General features: G+C 65.4%; 17 protein-coding genes. 9 read left to right on the forward strand and 8 right to left on the reverse strand.

The genetic code is table 11. The features are described 5' to 3' along the window. Positions 1 to 125: 125 nt before the first annotated feature. The 5 genes from rloA to DMX06_RS14450 all read left to right on the forward strand — a co-directional run bounded on the left by rloA (position 126) and on the right by DMX06_RS14450 (position 5,633). Positions 126 to 662, forward strand: coding sequence for a retropepsin-like aspartic peptidase RloA (gene rloA, locus DMX06_RS14430; protein ID WP_110738108.1), 537 nt, complete (start codon positions 126 to 128; stop codon positions 660 to 662). A 5-nt stretch (positions 663 to 667) separates the two neighbouring features. Next, positions 668 to 2,203, forward strand: a complete 1,536-nt coding sequence (gene rloB / locus DMX06_RS14435; protein WP_110738109.1) for an osmotic stress tolerance membrane protein RloB — start codon at positions 668 to 670, stop codon at positions 2,201 to 2,203. After that, the gene (locus tag DMX06_RS14440; protein ID WP_110738110.1) at positions 2,203 to 3,183 is read left to right on the forward strand and encodes an alpha-L-glutamate ligase-like protein; all 981 of its coding nucleotides are present in this window, start codon (positions 2,203 to 2,205) and stop codon (positions 3,181 to 3,183) included. The genes rloB and DMX06_RS14440 overlap by 1 nt, the downstream gene beginning before the upstream one ends. Before the next feature lie 260 nt (positions 3,184 to 3,443). Further along, positions 3,444 to 4,787 (forward strand): aminodeoxychorismate synthase component I, encoded by a 1,344-nt coding sequence (gene pabB, locus DMX06_RS14445; protein ID WP_110738111.1) that lies wholly within the window; start codon positions 3,444 to 3,446, stop codon positions 4,785 to 4,787. Positions 4,788 to 4,898: 111 nt separating this feature from the next. Beyond that, positions 4,899 to 5,633 carry a phosphoadenylyl-sulfate reductase gene (locus DMX06_RS14450; protein ID WP_110738112.1) on the forward strand — a complete coding sequence of 245 codons (735 nt, stop codon included), beginning with the start codon at positions 4,899 to 4,901 and terminating at the stop codon, positions 5,631 to 5,633. A gap of 222 nt (positions 5,634 to 5,855) precedes the next feature. Here DMX06_RS14450 and cysB read toward each other — a convergent pair whose 3' ends face one another. From cysB to DMX06_RS14465, 3 genes are all read right to left on the reverse strand, one after another. Continuing rightward, positions 5,856 to 6,830, reverse strand: a complete 975-nt coding sequence (gene cysB / locus DMX06_RS14455) for an HTH-type transcriptional regulator CysB (RefSeq protein ID WP_011533140.1) — start codon at positions 6,828 to 6,830, stop codon at positions 5,856 to 5,858. A gap of 127 nt (positions 6,831 to 6,957) precedes the next feature. After that, entirely contained in the window at positions 6,958 to 7,455 is a 498-nt protein-coding gene (locus DMX06_RS14460; protein ID WP_110738113.1) for a universal stress protein, read from the reverse strand. Positions 7,456 to 7,550: 95 nt separating this feature from the next. Further along, on the reverse strand, positions 7,551 to 8,513 hold the full coding sequence (locus tag DMX06_RS14465) for a putative 2-dehydropantoate 2-reductase (protein WP_110738114.1): 963 nt from the start codon (positions 8,511 to 8,513) through the stop codon (positions 7,551 to 7,553). A 260-nt stretch (positions 8,514 to 8,773) separates the two neighbouring features. Here DMX06_RS14465 and DMX06_RS14470 point away from each other — a divergent pair, with 260 nt between their 5' ends. Continuing rightward, positions 8,774 to 9,850: a 3-deoxy-7-phosphoheptulonate synthase gene (locus tag DMX06_RS14470; RefSeq protein WP_028692615.1), complete on the forward strand. Its 1,077-nt coding sequence runs from the start codon at positions 8,774 to 8,776 to the stop codon at positions 9,848 to 9,850. Between the two features lie 54 nt (positions 9,851 to 9,904). Here DMX06_RS14470 and DMX06_RS14475 read toward each other — a convergent pair whose 3' ends face one another. Further along, positions 9,905 to 10,186: a GNAT family N-acetyltransferase gene (locus tag DMX06_RS14475; protein ID WP_110738115.1), complete on the reverse strand. Its 282-nt coding sequence runs from the start codon at positions 10,184 to 10,186 to the stop codon at positions 9,905 to 9,907. A 636-nt stretch (positions 10,187 to 10,822) separates the two neighbouring features. Here DMX06_RS14475 and oprI point away from each other — a divergent pair. Next, positions 10,823 to 11,074: an outer membrane lipoprotei OprI gene (gene oprI, locus DMX06_RS14480; RefSeq protein WP_003259780.1), complete on the forward strand. Its 252-nt coding sequence runs from the start codon at positions 10,823 to 10,825 to the stop codon at positions 11,072 to 11,074. Positions 11,075 to 11,304: 230 nt separating this feature from the next. Here oprI and DMX06_RS14485 read toward each other — a convergent pair whose 3' ends face one another. The 3 genes from DMX06_RS14485 to DMX06_RS14495 all read right to left on the reverse strand — a co-directional run bounded on the left by DMX06_RS14485 (position 11,305) and on the right by DMX06_RS14495 (position 13,319). Further along, on the reverse strand, positions 11,305 to 12,279 hold the full coding sequence (locus DMX06_RS14485; RefSeq protein ID WP_110738116.1) for a L,D-transpeptidase family protein: 975 nt from the start codon (positions 12,277 to 12,279) through the stop codon (positions 11,305 to 11,307). Positions 12,280 to 12,373: 94 nt separating this feature from the next. Then, positions 12,374 to 12,655 carry a hypothetical protein gene (locus DMX06_RS14490; protein WP_028692618.1) on the reverse strand — a complete coding sequence of 94 codons (282 nt, stop codon included), beginning with the start codon at positions 12,653 to 12,655 and terminating at the stop codon, positions 12,374 to 12,376. A 58-nt stretch (positions 12,656 to 12,713) separates the two neighbouring features. Further along, a complete protein-coding gene (locus DMX06_RS14495; RefSeq protein WP_181427831.1) occupies positions 12,714 to 13,319 on the reverse strand; it encodes an arylesterase in 606 nt (201 codons plus the stop codon). Positions 13,320 to 13,329: 10 nt separating this feature from the next. Here DMX06_RS14495 and DMX06_RS14500 point away from each other — a divergent pair, with 10 nt between their 5' ends. Together DMX06_RS14500 and DMX06_RS14505 are read left to right on the forward strand one after the other, a co-directional pair. Beyond that, positions 13,330 to 14,013, forward strand: a complete 684-nt coding sequence (locus DMX06_RS14500; RefSeq protein WP_110738118.1) for an ABC transporter ATP-binding protein — start codon at positions 13,330 to 13,332, stop codon at positions 14,011 to 14,013. Next, a complete protein-coding gene (locus DMX06_RS14505; protein ID WP_110738119.1) occupies positions 14,013 to 16,520 on the forward strand; it encodes an ABC transporter permease in 2,508 nt (835 codons plus the stop codon). The genes DMX06_RS14500 and DMX06_RS14505 overlap by 1 nt, the downstream gene beginning before the upstream one ends. Positions 16,521 to 16,529: 9 nt before the next feature. Here the strand turns inward: DMX06_RS14505 and DMX06_RS14510 are convergent, their stop codons facing one another. Then, positions 16,530 to 17,732 (reverse strand): MFS transporter, encoded by a 1,203-nt coding sequence (locus tag DMX06_RS14510; protein ID WP_181427832.1) that lies wholly within the window; start codon positions 17,730 to 17,732, stop codon positions 16,530 to 16,532. Positions 17,733 to 17,781: the final 49 nt, after the last annotated feature.

Below are 17,781 nucleotides of genomic sequence, written 5' to 3' on the forward strand. Positions count from 1 at the left end.
AGAATGCCGCGCTCCTTCGGGAGCATGGATAGTGTGTCTGTCATCATTTCATGTTGTTGACAGATCAATGAGGACGCTTGGCCAGTCGCCTTGCCCTGAAACCTGCACAGCACCGCGCCAGGATTATGAGACTCAAACCCGCTTTATTGCTGCTCTGCCTGACCCTGCTGCCGGCGCTCGCGCCCGCGGCCGAGAAGACCGTGTACGGCCTGAACGAATACGCCCGCCTGGGCGACCTTGACCTGGAAGTGGCGGCCAAGCTCGACACCGGCGCCAAGACCGCCTCGCTCAGCGCCCGCGACATCAAGCGTTTCAAGCGCAACGGCGAGAGCTGGGTGCGCTTCTACCTGGCCATCGACGCCGCGCACAAGCACCCCATCGAACGCCCCCTGGCCCGTGTCAGCAAGATCAAGCGCCGCGCCGGGGACTATGATGCCGACTCGGGCAAGGCCTACACTGCCCGCCCGGTCATCGAACTCGACATCTGCATGGGCCAGACACGACGCACCATCGAGGTCAACCTCACCGACCGCAGCGCCTTCCAGTTCCCGTTGCTGATCGGTTCCGAGGCCCTCAAGCACTTCGGTGCGCTGGTCGACCCAAGCCTTAAATACGCGGCCGGCAAACCTGCCTGCGCCACCGAAGCTCCCAAAGCAGAGTAATTCCGATGCGCTCTCTTACCCTCCATCTGAAAGTCCTGATCACCGTCCTGGTGCTGCTGGGCATCGCGATCACGGCCTACCAGATCTTCGCCCTCGGCATCCCGGTGACCGAGGACGAGACCGACGACCTGTGGAACATCGACGCCAAGGTCGAGTTCGTCGCCAGCGCCAAGGATCCGGTCAAGGTGCAGATGTTCGTGCCCCCGCTGAACCGTGACTACGTGAGCCTCAACGAGAGCTTCATCTCCAACAACTACGGGGTCAGCGTCAACCGCGCCGACGGCAACCGCAAGGTGACCTGGTCGGCCCGTCGCGCCAGCGGCAACCAGACCCTCTACTACCGCCTGGTGCTGACCAAGCGCTACAGCAACGAAAAGACCAAGATCAAGGGCCCGACCTTCCGCGACAGCCTGGCCGTCGAGGGCCCGGAGAAGATCGCCGCCGAAGCGCTGATGGCACCGATCCGCCAGCACTCGGCCGACGTCGAGACCTTCGTCAGCGAGACCATCAAGCGTGTCAACAATGTCAACGACGACAACGCCAAGCTGCTACTGGCCGGCGACAACTCGCCGCTGAAGAAGGCCCAGGTCATCGACCTGCTGCTGTCCATCGCCCATGTGCCGCTGGAGAAGGTTCACACCATCCGCCTGGTGGCCGACACCCCGCAGAGCCCCGAACTGTGGCTGCGCAGCTTCAACGGCAACGACTGGCTGTACTTCAACCCGGAGACCGGCGAGCAGGGCCTGCCCAGCGACCGCCTGCTGTGGTGGACCGGTGACGACAACCTGATCACCGTCGATGGCGGCAAGAAGGCCACCGTCACCTTCAGCATGAACAACAGCGAGATGAACGCCATCCGCTTGGCCAAGCTGACCGACGAGAACACCGACGCCGACTTCCTCGAATACTCGCTGTACGGCCTGCCGCTGCAGACCCAGCAGACCTTCATGATCATGGTGATGATCCCGATCGGCGTGCTGGTGATCCTGGTGCTGCGCAACCTGATCGGCATCCAGACCCTGGGCACCTTCACCCCGGTGCTGATCGCCCTGGCCTTCCGCGAGACCCAGCTGGGCTTCGGCATCATCCTGTTCACGGTGATCACCGCCCTGGGCCTGTCGCTGCGCTCGTATCTGGAGCACCTGAAGCTGCAGATGCTGCCGCGCCTGTCGGTGGTACTGACCTTCGTCGTGGTGCTGATCGCCGCCATCAGCCTGTTCAGCCACAAGCTGGGCCTGGAGCGCGGGCTGTCGGTGGCACTGTTCCCGATGGTGATCCTGACCATGACCATCGAGCGCCTGTCGATCACCTGGGAAGAGCGTGGCGGCGGCCATGCCATGAAAGTGGCCATCGGCACCCTGTTCGCCGCCTCCATCGCGCACCTGCTGATGACCGTGCCGGAAGCGGTGTACTTCGTCTTCACCTTCCCGGCGGTGCTGCTGATCCTGGTGGGCTTCATGCTGGCGATGGGTCGCTACCGCGGCTACCGCCTGACCGAGCTCGTGCGCTTCAAGGCATTCCTGAAGAAGGCTGACGCCTGATGTTTGGCCTGATCAAGACGTGGAAAGCCCTGGAGGCCCGGGGCATCATGGGTATCAACCGGCGCAACGCGGACTACGTGTTGAAGTACAACAAGCGCCACCTGTACCCGATCGTCGACGACAAGATCATCACCAAGGAGCGCGCCCTGGCGGCCGGCATCCATGTGCCGGAGATGTACGGCATCATCGAGACCGAGAAGCAGATCGATAAACTCGACGAGATCATCGGCGGGCGCAGCGACTTCGTCATCAAGCCGGCGCAGGGTGCCGGCGGTGACGGCATCCTGGTGATCGCCGACCGCTTCGAGGACCGCTACCGCACGGTCTCGGGCAAGATCATCAGCCATGAGGAAATCGAGCACCAGATCTCCAGCATCCTCACCGGCCTGTACTCGCTGGGCGGGCACCGCGACCGCGCGCTGATCGAGTACCGGGTCACCCCGGACCAGATCTTCAAGAGCATCAGCTACGAAGGCGTGCCGGACATCCGCATCATCGTGCTGATGGGCTACCCGGTGATGGCCATGCTGCGCCTGCCGACCCGCCAGTCCGGCGGCAAGGCCAACCTGCACCAGGGCGCCATCGGCGTGGGTGTGGACCTGGCCACCGGCCTGACCCTGCGCGGCACCTGGCTGAACAAGATCATCAGCAAGCACCCGGACACCACCAACGCGGTGGACGGCGTGCAGCTGCCGAACTGGGACGGTTTCATGAAGCTCGCTGCCAGCTGCTACGAGCTGTGCGGCCTGGGCTATATCGGCGTGGACATGGTCCTGGACCAGGACAAGGGCCCGCTGATTCTCGAACTCAACGCCCGTCCGGGCCTGAACATCCAGATCGCCAACGACTGCGGCCTGACCCAGCGCACCCACGCCATCGAGGCGCACCTGGAGATGCTGGCCAAGGAAGGTCGCAGCGAGGATGCCGAGCAACGCGTGAAGGTCTCGCAGGGCTTGTTCGGGCACGTCAATCCGCTTTAACCCCTCGGCCCTGCGCCCCTCCCCTGTGGGAGCGGCCTTGCGTCGCGAAAGGGCCGCAAAGCGGCCCCAGCAATCTCTGCATCAACGCTGAAATCCTGGGGCTGCTTTGCAGCCCTTTCGCGACGCAAGGCCGCTCCCACAGGGGGGATGCGCAAGTCCAGATGATCAAGCAGACACGTGAATGTCGCTGCCAGCGCTAGGCGCATTTCCCCCACAGGTCTACAATCGCCCACCTCGCTTGTTCATCGCCGTCCATCCTGATGCCGACCTGTACGCTCCACCCCCTGCCCTACCAGCCCGACCCCGCCTTCTACTTCGAACGCCTGCGCCGCGCGCCCGGTGCGATCCTGCTCGACAGCGCCCGCCCAGGCGCCGAACGTGGCCGCTACGACCTGCTCAGCGCCTGGCCGCTGCAGCAGTTGCAGGCACACCCCGAGGAAGACGGTCGCGACTACCTGCAGCGCCTACGCCAGGCCCTGGCCGACCTGGGCACGGCACAACTGCCCGAGGGCATCGAGCTGCCGTTCGCCGGCGGCCTGATCGGCTACCTGAGCTACGACTTCGGCCGACGCCTGGAGCAGTTGCCGACGCATGCGGTCGACGACCTCGGCCTGCCCGATGCCCGGCTGGGGCTGTATGCCTGGGCACTGGTGTCTGACCATCGGCTGTGCAGCAGCCAGCTAGTGTTCCACCCGAGCCAGCCCGAGGCCGAGCAACAACGGCTCATCGCGTTGTTCGAGGCCAGCCCCCTGGACGATAGCGGTGACTTCCACCTGCTCGCGCCCATGACCGGCGATCTTCGCCCCGAGCAATACCAGGCAGCGTTCGACCAGGTACAGCGCTACATCCAGGCCGGCGACTGCTACCAGATCAATCTCACCCAGCGCTTTCGCGCCCCCTGCCAGGGCGACCCGTGGCGCGCCTACCAGGCCCTGCGCGCCGCCTGCCCGACGCCGTTCTCCGGCTTCCAGCAGCTGGATGAAGACACGGCGCTGCTGAGCTTCTCCCCCGAGCGTTTCATCCGTGTCAGCCAGGGCGAAGTCGAGACCCGGCCGATCAAGGGCACCCGCCCGCGCGCCGCCGACCCGGCCGAGGACGCGCGCAACGCCGCCGAACTGCTGGCCAGCCCCAAGGACCGCTCGGAAAACCTGATGATCGTCGACCTGCTGCGCAACGACATCGGCCGCACCTGCCAGACCGGCTCGGTGAAGGTGCCGGAGCTGTTCAGCCTGGAGAGCTACCCCAACGTTCATCACCTGGTCAGCAGCGTGGTCGGCCGCCTGGCCGCCGACAAGGACGCCCTGGACCTGATCGCCGGCAGCTTCCCCGGCGGCTCGATCACCGGCGCCCCGAAGATCCGCGCCATGCAGATCATCGACGAGCTGGAGCCGGCGCGCCGGGCGCTGTACTGCGGCTCGCTGCTGTATGTCGATGTGCGCGGCGAAATGGACAGCTCCATTGCCATCCGCAGCCTGCTGGTCAAGGATGGCCAGGTCAGTTGCTGGGGCGGCGGCGCGGTGGTGGCCGATTCGGACTGGCAGGCCGAGTACGAGGAATCGATCGCCAAGGTACGAGTGCTGATGGAGACATTGCAGGCGCTGTGAGCACGTGGGAGCGGGCTTGCCCCGCGATCACCAGGCGTCTGCCCCGCCATTTTTTGTTACCATCTGACCACTACGAGCGCACAGCGCCACTCAACCGATGGAAACCGCCTGATGAGCCAACCCTTCGACGTCGCCGCCCTGGCCGCGACCTACGCCAGCAAGTCTCCGCAGGAGATCCTCAAGCTCGCCTTCGAACACTTCGGCGACGATCTGTGGATCTCTTTCAGCGGCGCCGAGGATGTGGTGCTGGTGGACATGGCCTGGAAACTGAACAAGCAGGTCAAGGTGTTCAGCCTCGACACCGGCCGCCTGCACCCGGAGACCTACCGGTTCATCGACCAGGTGCGCGAGCAGTACAAGCTGCCCATCGAGATCCTCAGCCCGGACCGCGACAAGCTCGACCCGTTCGTCAAGGAAAAAGGCCTGTTCAGCTTCTACAAGGACGGCCACGGCGAGTGCTGCGGCATCCGCAAGATCGAGCCGCTGCGCCGAAAGCTGGCCACCGTCAGCGCCTGGGCCACCGGCCAGCGCCGCGACCAGAGCCCCGGCACCCGCAGCCAGGTGGCGGCGCTGGAGATCGACAGCGCCTTCTCCACCCCGGAACGCACCCTGTACAAGTTCAACCCGCTGGCACAGATGACCAGCGAGGAAGTCTGGGGCTACATCCGCATGCTCGAGCTGCCCTACAACAGCCTGCATGAGCGCGGTTTCATCAGCATCGGCTGCGAGCCGTGCACCCGCCCGGTGCTGCCAAACCAGCACGAGCGCGAAGGGCGTTGGTGGTGGGAAGAGTCGACGCAGAAGGAATGCGGGTTGCACGCCGGCAACCTGATCAGCAAGGCCTGAAATAGCGGGGGCCTGTGGGAGCGGCCTTGCGTCGCGAAAGGGGCGCGCAGCGCCCCCAGATTCCGAGCCACCATCAAAATTGCTGGGGCTGCTGCGCAGCCCATTCGCGACGCAAGGCCGCTCCCACAGGGCTAGGCGATCCCCTACAGGGAAACGTAATCCCCCTTGTAGGAGCGGCCTTGTGCCGCGAAAGGGCCGCAAAGCGGCCCCTACGATCTCGAATCAGTGCACCGGCAGCTCAACGCCCTCGAACAGCTCTTCGAGCTCCTGCTTGTTATGGCACTGAATCGCCTTGGCCATCACTTCACGGGTCAGGTGCGGCGCGAACTTCTCGATGAAGTCGCACATGAAGCCTCGCAGGAAGGTGCCGCGACGGAAGCCGATCTTGGTGATGCTGGCCTCGAACAACTCGCTGGCGTCCAGGCACACCAAGTCGCTGTCGAGCTTCGGGTCCACCGCCATCTTGGCCACGATACCCACACCCAGCCCCAGGCGCACATAGGTCTTGATCACGTCGGCATCGGCGGCGGTGAACACCACCTTCGGCGTCAGACCACGGTGATTGAACGCCTCGTCGAGCTTGGAACGACCGGTGAAGCCGAACACGTAGGTGACGATCGGATACTCGGCCACCGCTTCCAGGGTCAGCTTCGGCAGCTTGGTCAGCGGATGGCCCTGGGGCACCACCACGCAGCGGTTCCACTTGTAGCACGGCATCATGATCAGGTCGCCGAACAGCTCCAGCGCCTCGGTGGCGATGGCGAAGTCGACGGTACCGTCGGCCGCCATCTCGGCGATCTGCATCGGCGACCCCTGGTGCATGTGCAGGGCGACTTCCGGGTACTGCTTGATGAAGTTGCTGATCACCGGCGGCAGTGCGTAGCGCGCCTGGGTGTGGGTGGTGGCGATCGACAGGGTGCCCTTCTTCTCGTTGGAGAACTCCTGGGCGATCTGCTTGATGCTCTCGACCTTGCGCAGGATTTCGCCTGCGGTATTGATGATGCGCTCGCCCGCCGGGGTGACGCGGGTCAGGTGCTTGCCGCTGCGGGCGAAGACCTCGACGCCCAGCTCGTCCTCGAGCAGGCGGATCTGCTTGCTGATGCCCGGCTGGGAGGTGTACAGGCTCTGCGCCGTCGCGGAAACGTTGAGGTCATGGTGCGCCACTTCCCAGATGTAGCGCAGTTGCTGAAGCTTCATAGATATCCCTCAAAGGCGGTAGGTCACCGGCGCGCCGGCAGCGACGAGTTATAACTATATTAGTGGCTAGAGAAATAAATCTAGAACTATTTTGTTACGTTCGCTGGAAAAAGTCCTACCGCTAGGCTCACGATTTCCTACGCCCAAGATGGTGAGCCAACGGCACCATGTACACCGGTACCGGTGACAGCTGCAGCAGCCGCACCGCCGTGCGGCCGATCGGCACATCCACTCCCGCGCCGGCACTGTGGCTGCCGAAGATCAGCAGGTCGACCGACAACCGCTGGGCCTGCTCGAGGATCACCTGGGCCGGGTCGCCCTGGCGCACCCGCACCGCGCGGATCAATGCCAGGTCGGCCGGCTCGGTCATCTCGTCACGAAAGTTCTCCAGCACCCGCTGCTCGATATTGGCCATGACCGTGTTGACGCCCTCGCTGTGCAGCGCATCGAGGGTCTGCTCATCGAGGTAGCTCTGCAGCAATGATTCGGCGAACTGGCCCATGGGCTCCACGGCGTGGATCACATACAGCTCTGCGTTGAAGGTCCGCGCCAGGGCCAGGGCGTGCTGCATGATGAAGGGCGCATAGACACCGAGGTCGGTGGCAAACAACATGGAACGGATCATTCGACCTCCTCGACTGCCGAGACGGCAGAGCAAGCTTGAGCTTAGCAGCGCCATCGGCGGTCGCCTGGCCGTCCGGCGCACAGCCGCCGCGGGCTTCAGGCCTGCCGGCTGCGCCGGTCGATGAACGCCAGGGCCTGGTACAACGCCTCCATGCGCGGCAGCGCGCAACCGGCCGCGCGGGCCCGGGCCAGGGGCTCGGCATAGATCGCCTGCAGCTCCAGCGGCCGCTGCTGGAGATGGTCGTGGTACATGCTCGGCCAGTAGTCCGGCATCTTCTCGGTAACGCGCAACAGGTGCTCGGCGTAGCCCGCCGGCAGCTCGCGGCCACAGGCCTTGGCACCCGCCACCACCTCCGCCATCAGCGCCTGGATCAGCGCGCGGCTGTCGGCATCGCCCATCAAGGGTGTGGTGCTGGCCTGCAGCAACACCGAGAGGCCGTTGTACGGCACGTTCCACACCAGCTTCTGCCAACGCGCCTGCTCGAGGTCGGCCATGGCCTGGGAGTCGATGCCCGCGGCCCGGAACAGCTCGGCACCCTCCTCTACCACGGCGGCCCCGCCGTCTTCTGCCGGCCCACTGTGATAGCCCAGGTTCACCGCGCCCAGCGACTGGTGGCGAATCTCGCCGAGCCCCTCGCGATTGACACAGATGAAGCACAGGCCGCCGAGCAGGTGCAGGTCCGGGCGCAAGGCCGGGCGCAGTTGCTCCTCGACCCCAAGGCCGTTCTGCAGCAACACCACCCGGGCGTCAGGGGCCGCGGCCTGCACGATCAAGGGCGCAAGTTCCACGTTGCTGGTGGCCTTCGCACCCACCAGCAGCCAGTCGCAGGGCGGCATGTCGGCGGCAGAGGCGTAGGCCTGCACCGGCATGTGCACCTGGCCGTGCACAGCACTGTCGAGGCGCAGCCCCTGCTCGCGCACGACCTCATATTCGCTGCGCAGCAGGAAATGCACGTCAAAACCGGCGCGGACCAGCATCAGGCCGTAGAAGCCACCGATTGCGCCGCTGCCGATAATGCCGATGCAGGGATTGCCAATGCGAGGTTCGAGGGACGCCATGCCGTGCTCCTGAGCGAGAGTCATTGTTGTGGGTCAGCCACTATACCCGCGTGTCGGCCATAGCGACCAAATCCTCCCAGCCGACATCGAACCGCCCGCAAACGCCGCCTCATGGGCAAAAACCCCGTATCGACGGGCCCCAGCCCATTGTCGCGCCCCCGCTAACGCGCTAAGGTTCGGCCTCCCCGCTGCGAATAATCTGCTGCTGGGCCGCACGGGGAACGCTGGCGGCCGGCACCCGTGACCTGACGAGTAACACGATGGCTGATTTACCGATCGATGACCTTAACGTTGCCTCCAACGAGACCTTGATCACCCCCGATCAGCTCAAGAAGGAAATCCCCCTCAGCGCCAAGGCCCTGCAGACCGTGACTGCAGGCCGCGAAGTGGTGCGCAACATCCTCGACGGCAAGGACCATCGCCTGTTCGTGGTGGTCGGCCCCTGCTCGATCCACGACATCAAGGCCGCCCACGAGTATGCCGAGCGCCTGAAGGTGCTGGCCGAGGAAGTCTCCGACACCCTGTACCTGGTCATGCGTGTGTACTTCGAGAAGCCGCGGACCACCGTCGGCTGGAAAGGCCTGATCAACGACCCGTATCTGGATGACTCGTTCAAGATCCAGGACGGCCTGCACATCGGTCGCCAGCTGCTGCTGGACCTGGCCGAGAAAGGCCTGCCCACCGCCACCGAAGCACTCGACCCGATCTCCCCGCAGTACCTGCAGGACCTGATCAGCTGGTCGGCCATCGGCGCCCGCACCACCGAATCCCAGACCCACCGCGAGATGGCCTCGGGCCTGTCCTCGGCGGTCGGCTTCAAGAACGGCACCGATGGCGGCCTGACCGTGGCCATCAACGCCTTGCAGTCGGTGTCCAAGCCGCACCGTTTCCTGGGCATCAACCAGGAAGGCGGCGTGTCCATCGTCACCACCAAGGGCAACGCCTACGGCCATGTGGTGCTGCGCGGCGGCAACGGCAAGCCCAACTACGATTCGGTCAGCGTCGCCCTGTGCGAGCAGGACCTGGTCAAGGCCAAGATCAAGCCCAACATCATGGTCGACTGCAGCCACGCCAACTCCAACAAGGACCCGGCCCTGCAGCCGCTGGTCATGGAGAACGTCGCCAACCAGATCCTCGAAGGCAACCAGTCGATCATCGGCCTGATGGTCGAGAGCCACCTGAACTGGGGCTGCCAGGCCATTCCGAAGAACCTCGACGAACTGCAGTACGGTGTGTCCGTCACCGATGCCTGCATTGACTGGGCGGCCACCGAGAAGACCCTGCGCAGCATGCATGCCAAGCTCAAGGATGTGCTGCCCAAGCGCCAGCGCGGCTAAAAGACGTGCAAACGAAAACGCCGGGCAATGCCCGGCGTTTTCATGTGTGCTGTATCAGGCCTTGCTTGAATGGCGCTGCTGGCGCTCCATGTAGCGCTCGACGTAGGAGCACGACGGAATCACCGTGTAGCCCATCTGCTCGGCATAGGCCAGGGCCTGCTCGGTGAGCGCCGCAGCGATCCCGCGACCGCGCAGGGCATTGGGGACGAAGGTGCGATAGATGTCCAGCGTCTGCTTGCCCAGGTCCATGTACGTCAGGTAGGCCCGGTGACCGTCCACGGTGGTCTCGAACTGATGACCGGCCTGGTCATGGTGGATGGTCAGCGTTTCGCTCATCACTACTCCTCGCAGGTCTTGTCGGCAGACCCTTACCTTACCGATATGGTTTATCCGGCGGAGGAACCTCTAGGCTTTGCGCGAAAAGTGCCTGCGCGACGATCATACTGCGTTGAAAACAGGCTCGGATGCTCATTGACAACCACAGTCAACTGCGCTTCCTCGCCTGTTTTCGCCTTGCCTGATCGCCGCTCGGCGACTTTTCGCACAAAGCCTACGCCACCTGTTGCCCCTTCGACAGCAGCGCGACCGGGATCGTTCTGCATCGATGGCCCCCTCAAATAGTAGGCGGCACCAGCGAGAATGCTCAAGCTGCGCAGAATGAAAATGCTGACAGCCACCCGCCCGAGGCCCGGCAACAGCAACCGGATGCTCTTGGGCTATGACGCCCTCGGACAGTTAAAGTCACCCTTAGTTCAACAAAAAAGTTCCTGTACTACAATCGCTTGCGCAAGCTGCCCGGGATTTTCACACTTTGTTTACAAACCCCGTCGCCGGAGGCCTGCGTAGCATTTTTTTTGCAGTTCTTGCGCTCAGTCAGTTTACTTACTACAAGTAATGGGTACTATGTACGCCGGCCAGTTTCTCTTTTCCGAGAGATGGCTATTTAATAGAAAGTCCTTGAAGGGGAACACGATGAACAACGTTCTGAAATTCTCTGCTCTGGCTCTGGCCGCAGTTCTGGCTACCGGTTGCAGCAGCGTATCCAAAGAAACCGAAGCTCGCCTGACTGCTACCGAAGACGCAGCAGCTCGCGCCCAGGCTCGTGCAGACGAAGCCTACCGCAAAGCTGACGACGCTCTGGCAGCTGCTCAGAAGGCTCAGCAGACCGCTGACGAAGCCAACGAGCGCGCTCTGCGTATGCTGGACAAAGCCAGCCGCAAGTAATAATCCTCACGGATTGTTATGGAGCCGACCCACTTGTGGGTCGGCTTTTTTATTGCCTGCAAAAAAGCCAGGTGATGCCGCCCAAACAACTGGGGCCGCCTGGCGGCCCATCCCGGGACAAGCTTGCGCCTAAAGGCATGGCGTTCGCCGTACCTGTAGGAGCGGGCTTGTCCCGCGATGGGCCGCAAGGCGGCCCCAAAGTGTCCCGCTAGTTGCCAGCGGGCAATCGCTTACTGCAATTCTGGCGGAATGCTCGACACCATCGGCGCACTCGCGCCATTGACCGGCACGGCGATCTCGACCGGCATGCCGTCTTCGGCGGCCACCACATCGCGAACCATGTCCCAGTTCATGCGCAAGTTGTTGGCCAGGTCTTCACGCTTGAGCAAGGCATTGATGACCGCAGTGTGCTTGTCGACCACCGACGGATTGCCGTGGTCGTCCAGCGGTGTATGCGCCTCGAGATAGACCTTGCCGGCACTGATGCCGAACTTGTACGGCTCGTTGATGATGCGCACCGGGGTACCCACCGGGACCATCTTCGACAATGTCAGCACGTTGTTGTTGAGCATGCGGAAGCAACCGTGGCTGGTGCGCATGCCGATGCCGAACTTCTTGTTCGAGCCATGGATCAGGTAACCCGGCACCCCCAGGGTGAACTTGAACGGCCCCAGCGGGTTGTCCGGCCCGGCCGGCACCACCGTCGGCAGGATGTCGCCATCGGCGGCGTGCTCGGCACGGATCGAGGCCGGTGGCGTCCAGGTCGGGTTCGGCGTCTTGGCGGTGATCTTCGTGTTCGCGATCGGCGAACCCCAGCCTTCGCGGCCGATGCCCAACGGGAAGGTGTGCACCACGTTCTGCCCTTTCGGGTAGTAGTACAGGCGGTACTCGGCCAGGTTGATGACGATGCCCTCACGCGGGCCCGGCGGCAGGATGTAGCGGGTCGGCAGGACGATCTCGGTACCGGCGCCCGGCAGCCAGGGGTCGACGCCCGGATTGGCGGCGATCATCTCGAGGTAGCCAAGGTCGTTGGCGGTGCCGATGTCGGCGAAGGTGTCCTCGTACTTGGCCTTGATGGTGTGGACCTGGCCGACGACGTCCTCACCGGGAGGTGGCAACGGCAGTTCCAGCGCAACAGCGGGGCCTGTCGCCAGCATGGCGGCCAGGGTCAGGCTACGGGTGACGGCGGGAAAGCGCGGCAACATCCGGGAAATCCTTCGAAAGATCAGTCAAGACAACGATTGTACACCCGCGCCGAAACAAGCGGGAGGCGCAAGCATCTCAGATGATGAAAGGCGCTCAGAGTTCCGGCCACACCGGCCGCATGCCGCGCCGCTGAGCATCGAGGATCGCCCGGCACAGCGGGCACAGGCGCTCGTCGCGGTAGATCGCCCGCTCCACCCCCGACCAGCGCGGCTGCGCCGGCAGCAGGCCACCGCACAAGGTACGGTCGACCGGCACGCCCAGCTCGAGCTGGCGGGCGGCCAGGTGGATGCGCACTTCCTGGCAGGCAAACAGGTCAAGCTGCTCATCGGGCTCGATCAGTTGGTAGGCGTACAGGGACCAGGCGGGGCGCGGCATCGGGGGCACTCGAAACGGGGGGCGCAACATTAGCCGAAAGCGGCCCCCGATAAAAGCGTCACAGCAAGGGTTTTATCGCCGGCCAGGCATTTTCCAGCAGGCGCTGCTGAGCGGTCGCAGCCGGGTGGATGCCATCAGCCTGCATCAGCTCCGGCACCCCGCCCACGCCCTCGAGGAAGAACGGCACCAGCGGCACCTTTTTATCGACAGCCAGCTGCTCGTAGACCTGGGCGAACGCCGCGGTGTAGCGCACGCCGTAGTTCGGCGGCAGGCGCATGCCCAGCAGCAGTACCTTGGCACCGGCCTGGCGGGACTGGTCGATCATCGCGGCAAGATTCTGTTGCAATTGTTGCGGCGGCTGACCGCGCAGGCCATCGTTGCCCCCAAGCTCCAGCACAACCAGGTCCGGCTTGTGCGCCGCAAGCAGCGCCGGCAGCCGCGCCTGGCCGCCTGCGCTGGTATCGCCGCTGATCGAGGCGTTGACCACCTGATCGTCAAAACCTTCCTTCTTCAACTGCTGTTGCAGCAGGTTGACCCACCCCTGGCGGGTATCCAGGCCAAAACCGGCGCTGATACTATCGCCGACGACCAGCAGCGTTCCCGCTGCCGCGCCCTGGGCCAGGCAACACAGGGCCAGGCCGGCACTCAACCACCACATTCGCATCGGATTCTCCATGGGCCCCAGCATTCTCGTTGCGCAGAACCTTAGCAAAGTGGTCCCCAGCGCGGAAGGCGACCTGACCATCCTTCACGCCCTCTCCCTCGACCTCGCCCAAGGCGACAGCCTGGCCATCGTCGGCGCCTCCGGTTCCGGCAAGTCCACGCTGCTGGGCCTGCTCGCCGGGCTCGACCGCCCCAGCGCCGGCAAGGTTATCCTCGCCGGCAACGACCTCGGCCCCCTGGACGAGGACCAGCGCGCCCGGGTCCGCGCCGAGCACGTGGGCTTCGTGTTCCAGTCCTTCCAGTTGCTCGACAGCCTTGACGCCCTGGAGAACGTCATGCTGCCACTGGAGCTGGACGGTCGGCGCGATGCCCGCGAACACGCCCGCGACCTGCTCGAGCGGGTCGGCCTGGGCAAGCGCCTGAGCCACACCCCACGCCAGCTCTCCGGCGGCGAGCAACAGCGGGTGGCGATCGCCCGCGCCTTCGCCGCGCAGCCGGCGGTGCTGTTCGCCGACGAGCCCACCGGCAACCTCGACAGCCACACTGGCGAGCGTATCAGCGACCTTTTGTTCGAACTGAACCAGGAGCGCGGCACCACGCTGGTGCTGGTGACCCACGACGAGCGCCTGGCCAAGCGCTGCCGTCGCCTGATCCGTCTGGATGCCGGTCGCCTGGTGGCGCCCCTGGAGCCGTGATGACCCGCCTATCGTTCCCGCGACTGTGTGTCCTGGCCCTGCGCCAGTTGCTGCGCGATGCCCGCGCCAGCGAAGTGCGCGTGCTGTTCTTCGCCTTGCTGGTGGCGGTGGCGGCCAGTACCGCCATCGGCTACTTCGGCGCCCGCCTCAATGGTGCCATGCAGTTGCGCGCCAGCGAGTTTCTCGGTGCCGACCTGGTCCTGCAGGGCAGCGCCCCGCCCAGCGCACAACAAATCACCGAAGGCACGGCGCTGGGCCTGGGCCATGCGCGGGTGGTGGAGTTCACCAGCGTGGTCGGCGCCGACAACGGCATCCAGCTTTCCAGCATCAAGGCCGCCGACCCCGCCTATCCCCTGCGTGGCCAACTGCGCAGCGCAGCAGCGCCCTACGCCGAGGAAACGCCCGGCGGCGGCCCGGCGCCGGGCGAGGCCTGGGTCGAGCCGCGCCTGCTCGCGGCGCTGGGCCTGGCCATCGGCGACAGCATCGACGTGGGCATGAAGACCCTGCGCATGAGCCGCGTGCTGACCTACGAGCCCGACCGCGCCAACAATTTCTACAGCCTGACGCCACGGGTGCTGATGAACCTCGCCGACCTCGACGCCACGGGGGTGATCCAGCCCGGCAGCCGGGTCAGCTACCGTGACCTGTGGCGCGGCGACATCGATGCCCTGCAGCAGTACCGGCAAATGGCGCAAGCGAGCCTGGCCGCCAACCAGCGCCTGCTCGACACCCGCGACGGCAACCGGCAGATCGGCGGCGCCCTGGGCAAGGCCGAACGCTACCTGAACATGGCCAGCCTGGTGGCGGTGCTGCTGGCCGGCGTCGCCGTGGCCCTGTCGGCCAGTCGCTACGCCGCGCGGCGCCTGGACGCCAGCGCCCTGTTGCGTTGCCTGGGGCTGTCCAGGCACCAGGCTCTTGGCCTCTACAGCCTGCAGCTGGCCATGCTCGGCGTCGTCGCCGCGCTGGTCGGCGCCCTGCTCGGCTGGCTGGCGCAGCTGGGGCTGTTCCGCCTGCTCGAGGGCCTGCTGCCCAGCCAGGTACCGCCCGGCGGCCTCACCCCGGCGCTGGCCGGCATCGGCACCGGGCTGGTGGCATTGGCCGGCTTCGCCCTGCCGCCACTGGCGGCCCTTGGCCGCGTGCCGCCATTGCGGGTCCTGCGCCGCGACCTGCTGCCCGTGCCTCCAAGCAGCTGGCTGGTGTATGGCGCCGCCCTGCTCGCCCTGGGCCTGATCATGTGGCGCCTGAGCCTGGACCTGCTGCTGACCTTCGCCCTGCTCGGCGGCGGACTGATCGCCGCCTTGCTGCTGGGTGGGTTGCTGTTGCTCGGCCTGCGCAGCCTGCGGCGGTTGCTGGCCGGCGCGCCGCTGGCCTGGCGCCTGGGGCTCGGACAATTGCTGCGCCACCCGCTGGCCGCCGCCGGCCAAGCCCTGGCCTTCGGCCTGATCCTCCTGGCGATGGGCCTGGTCGCCCTGCTGCGGGCGGAACTACTCGATACCTGGCAGGCGCAGTTGCCCAAGGACGCGCCCAATCATTTCGCCCTGAACATCCTGCCCGATGAGCGCCAGCCGTTCGCCGAGCGCCTGGCCCAGATCAACGCCACGGCCGCGCCACTGTACCCGGTGATCCCGGGTCGCCTGACCCATATCAACGAGCAACCGGTGCGCCAGCTGGTCAGCAAGGAGTCCACCGGCGAGCGCGCCATCCAGCGCGACCTCAGCCTGACCTGGGCCGCCGAGCTGCCCCAGGGCAATGCCCTGAGCGCCGGCCAATGGTGGCAACAGGCGCCCGCCAGCGATGACGTGCCTGGGGTTTCCGTGGAGGCGGAGCTGGCGCAGAGCCTGCACCTGAAACTGGGCGACCTGCTGACCTTCGACATCGGTGGCCAGCAACGCCAAGCCCGGGTCAGCAGCCTGCGCAGCGTGCACTGGGACAGTTTCCAGCCCAACTTCTACATGATCTTCCAGCCAGGCACCCTGCAAGGCCTGCCCACCACCTACCTCACCAGCTTCTATCTGGCGCCGGGCCACGACCAGGAGATCGTCGCGCTGTCCCGCGCGTTCCCGGCGGTGACCGTGCTGCAGGTCGACGCCCTCCTTGCGCAACTTCGCAGCATCCTCGCCCAGGTGACCCTGGCAGTGGAGTATGTGCTGCTGTTCGTGCTGGCAGCAGGGCTGGCGGTGCTGTTCGCCGGCCTGCAGGCAACCCTCGACGAACGCATCCGCCAGGGCGCCCTGCTACGGGCGCTGGGAGCGGCGCGCCCGCTGCTGGTCAAGGCACGGCGCATCGAGTTCGGCCTGCTCGGTGCCGCCAGCGGCCTGCTCGCGGCACTGGGCTGCGAGCTGATCACCTTCGGTCTGTACCGCCATGCCTTCGACCTGGCCTGGGCACCGCACCCGTCTTTGCTACTCCTGCCGCTGCTGGGCGCGCTGCTGATCGGCGCCGCCGGTGGCTATGGCACCCGGCGGGCACTGAACAGCAGCCCGCTGGCCGTGTTACGCGAGGGCTGAACCCTGGACTCAGGGCTGGCTTGCCTGCACACGGTCGAGCAGGCGCAGCCTGCCCACTACCGCGGCCATGAGCACCACCGGGGCACCGACGGCGATCGCCAGGTGGTTCAGGTCCAGCGGCGGCATAAAGCTGAGGAACAGTGAGTACAGGGCGCCGGCCATCATCTGCAGAAAGAAGAACTGCCCCGACGACAGGCCGACGTCCTGGCTGACGCAACGCAACAATCCCGCCTGCGTGATCGGAATGACCATGCCGGTACAGACCAGCAGCGCGATCATCGGCAGCAGGAACACCAGCGTCCCCGGGCCCACCAGCAGCAGCCCCAGGAACAGACCGATGCAACCACGCGACCCGATCATCGCGGCAAGCGCCAGCAACGCGTCCAGGTCGTGGGTTTGGCTCAGGCGCCGTGCGGTGGTGCTGCCCGCCACATAGCCGCAGGCACAGGCGCCGATCAGCGCGCCATACTCCAGCTCACTGAAGCCCAGTACCTGCTGGAAGGCATGGGACGACGACGACAGCAGCGCAAAGTAGCTCATCCACACCAGGCTGATGCAGGCCGCATTTCGCCGATAGTCAGGGTTGCCCATGTTGCGCCGGTACACGCGCCAGATGGCGCCGAGCGAGCCGATCGGCTGCCCGCCACTCCCCATCGGCCGGGTCAGGCCGACAAATACCAGCAACACCAGCAGGTTGAAGGCGCCGGCACACAGCAACACCCCGCGCCACCCCAGCTCCGGCAAGGCTGCGCCAGCCAGCAGTGGCACCACGCAAGGCGTGACGGCAATGGCCGAGGCCAGGATGCTGAGGATCGGCAGACGTTGCGCTTCGGGGTAGACCTCCCTGACAACCAGGCGCGTGGTCACGGTGCTGACGCAACCGCCGAGCGACTGTAGCAGACGACCCAGAATAAACAGGTTGAAGCCCTCGGCACTGGTCGCCAGCACGGCGCCGACCATCGCCAGCGCCAGGCCGCCCAACTGCACCGCCCTGGGGCCAAACCGGTCGGAAAGCAGCCCGGCCATGATCACCGAAACGGCATAGCCGACCATGTACACCACGAGCGTGTTCTGCACACTCGCCACCCCCACGTGAAGGTCCTGGGCCAGCCGCGCCGTCGCCGGCACCATTACCCCCAGCCCCACCTGCGGCACCATGGCCGCGCTCAGCAGCGCCAGGGTCAACCAGGGCCTTGTGCTCGGCGTACTCATGCCAGCTTCACCTGTTCGTAGTTGGGTACCCACTGCAGAACCGTCATGA

The sequence above is a fragment of the Pseudomonas mosselii genome, from assembly GCF_003205295.1.
Lineage (GTDB): Bacteria > Pseudomonadota > Gammaproteobacteria > Pseudomonadales > Pseudomonadaceae > Aquipseudomonas > Aquipseudomonas mosselii_B.

Coding starts and splice junctions, on each gene's coding strand:
- rloB (WP_110738109.1), top strand. CDS start 668: ATGCGCTCTCTTACCCTCCATCTGAAAGTCCTGATCACCGTCCTGGTG.
- DMX06_RS14500 (WP_110738118.1), top strand. CDS start 13,330: ATGGGCCCCAGCATTCTCGTTGCGCAGAACCTTAGCAAAGTGGTCCCC.
- DMX06_RS14475 (WP_110738115.1), bottom strand. CDS start 10,186: ATGAGCGAAACGCTGACCATCCACCATGACCAGGCCGGTCATCAGTTC.
- DMX06_RS14470 (WP_028692615.1), top strand. CDS start 8,774: ATGGCTGATTTACCGATCGATGACCTTAACGTTGCCTCCAACGAGACC.
- DMX06_RS14490 (WP_028692618.1), bottom strand. CDS start 12,655: ATGCCGCGCCCCGCCTGGTCCCTGTACGCCTACCAACTGATCGAGCCC.
- DMX06_RS14440 (WP_110738110.1), top strand. CDS start 2,203: ATGTTTGGCCTGATCAAGACGTGGAAAGCCCTGGAGGCCCGGGGCATC.
- pabB (WP_110738111.1), top strand. CDS start 3,444: ATGCCGACCTGTACGCTCCACCCCCTGCCCTACCAGCCCGACCCCGCC.
- rloA (WP_110738108.1), top strand. CDS start 126: ATGAGACTCAAACCCGCTTTATTGCTGCTCTGCCTGACCCTGCTGCCG.
- cysB (WP_011533140.1), bottom strand. CDS start 6,830: ATGAAGCTTCAGCAACTGCGCTACATCTGGGAAGTGGCGCACCATGAC.
- oprI (WP_003259780.1), top strand. CDS start 10,823: ATGAACAACGTTCTGAAATTCTCTGCTCTGGCTCTGGCCGCAGTTCTG.
- DMX06_RS14505 (WP_110738119.1), top strand. CDS start 14,013: ATGACCCGCCTATCGTTCCCGCGACTGTGTGTCCTGGCCCTGCGCCAG.
- DMX06_RS14450 (WP_110738112.1), top strand. CDS start 4,899: ATGAGCCAACCCTTCGACGTCGCCGCCCTGGCCGCGACCTACGCCAGC.
- DMX06_RS14485 (WP_110738116.1), bottom strand. CDS start 12,279: ATGTTGCCGCGCTTTCCCGCCGTCACCCGTAGCCTGACCCTGGCCGCC.
- DMX06_RS14460 (WP_110738113.1), bottom strand. CDS start 7,455: ATGATCCGTTCCATGTTGTTTGCCACCGACCTCGGTGTCTATGCGCCC.
- DMX06_RS14465 (WP_110738114.1), bottom strand. CDS start 8,513: ATGGCGTCCCTCGAACCTCGCATTGGCAATCCCTGCATCGGCATTATC.
- DMX06_RS14495 (WP_181427831.1), bottom strand. CDS start 13,319: ATGCGAATGTGGTGGTTGAGTGCCGGCCTGGCCCTGTGTTGCCTGGCC.
- DMX06_RS14510 (WP_181427832.1), bottom strand. CDS start 17,732: ATGAGTACGCCGAGCACAAGGCCCTGGTTGACCCTGGCGCTGCTGAGC.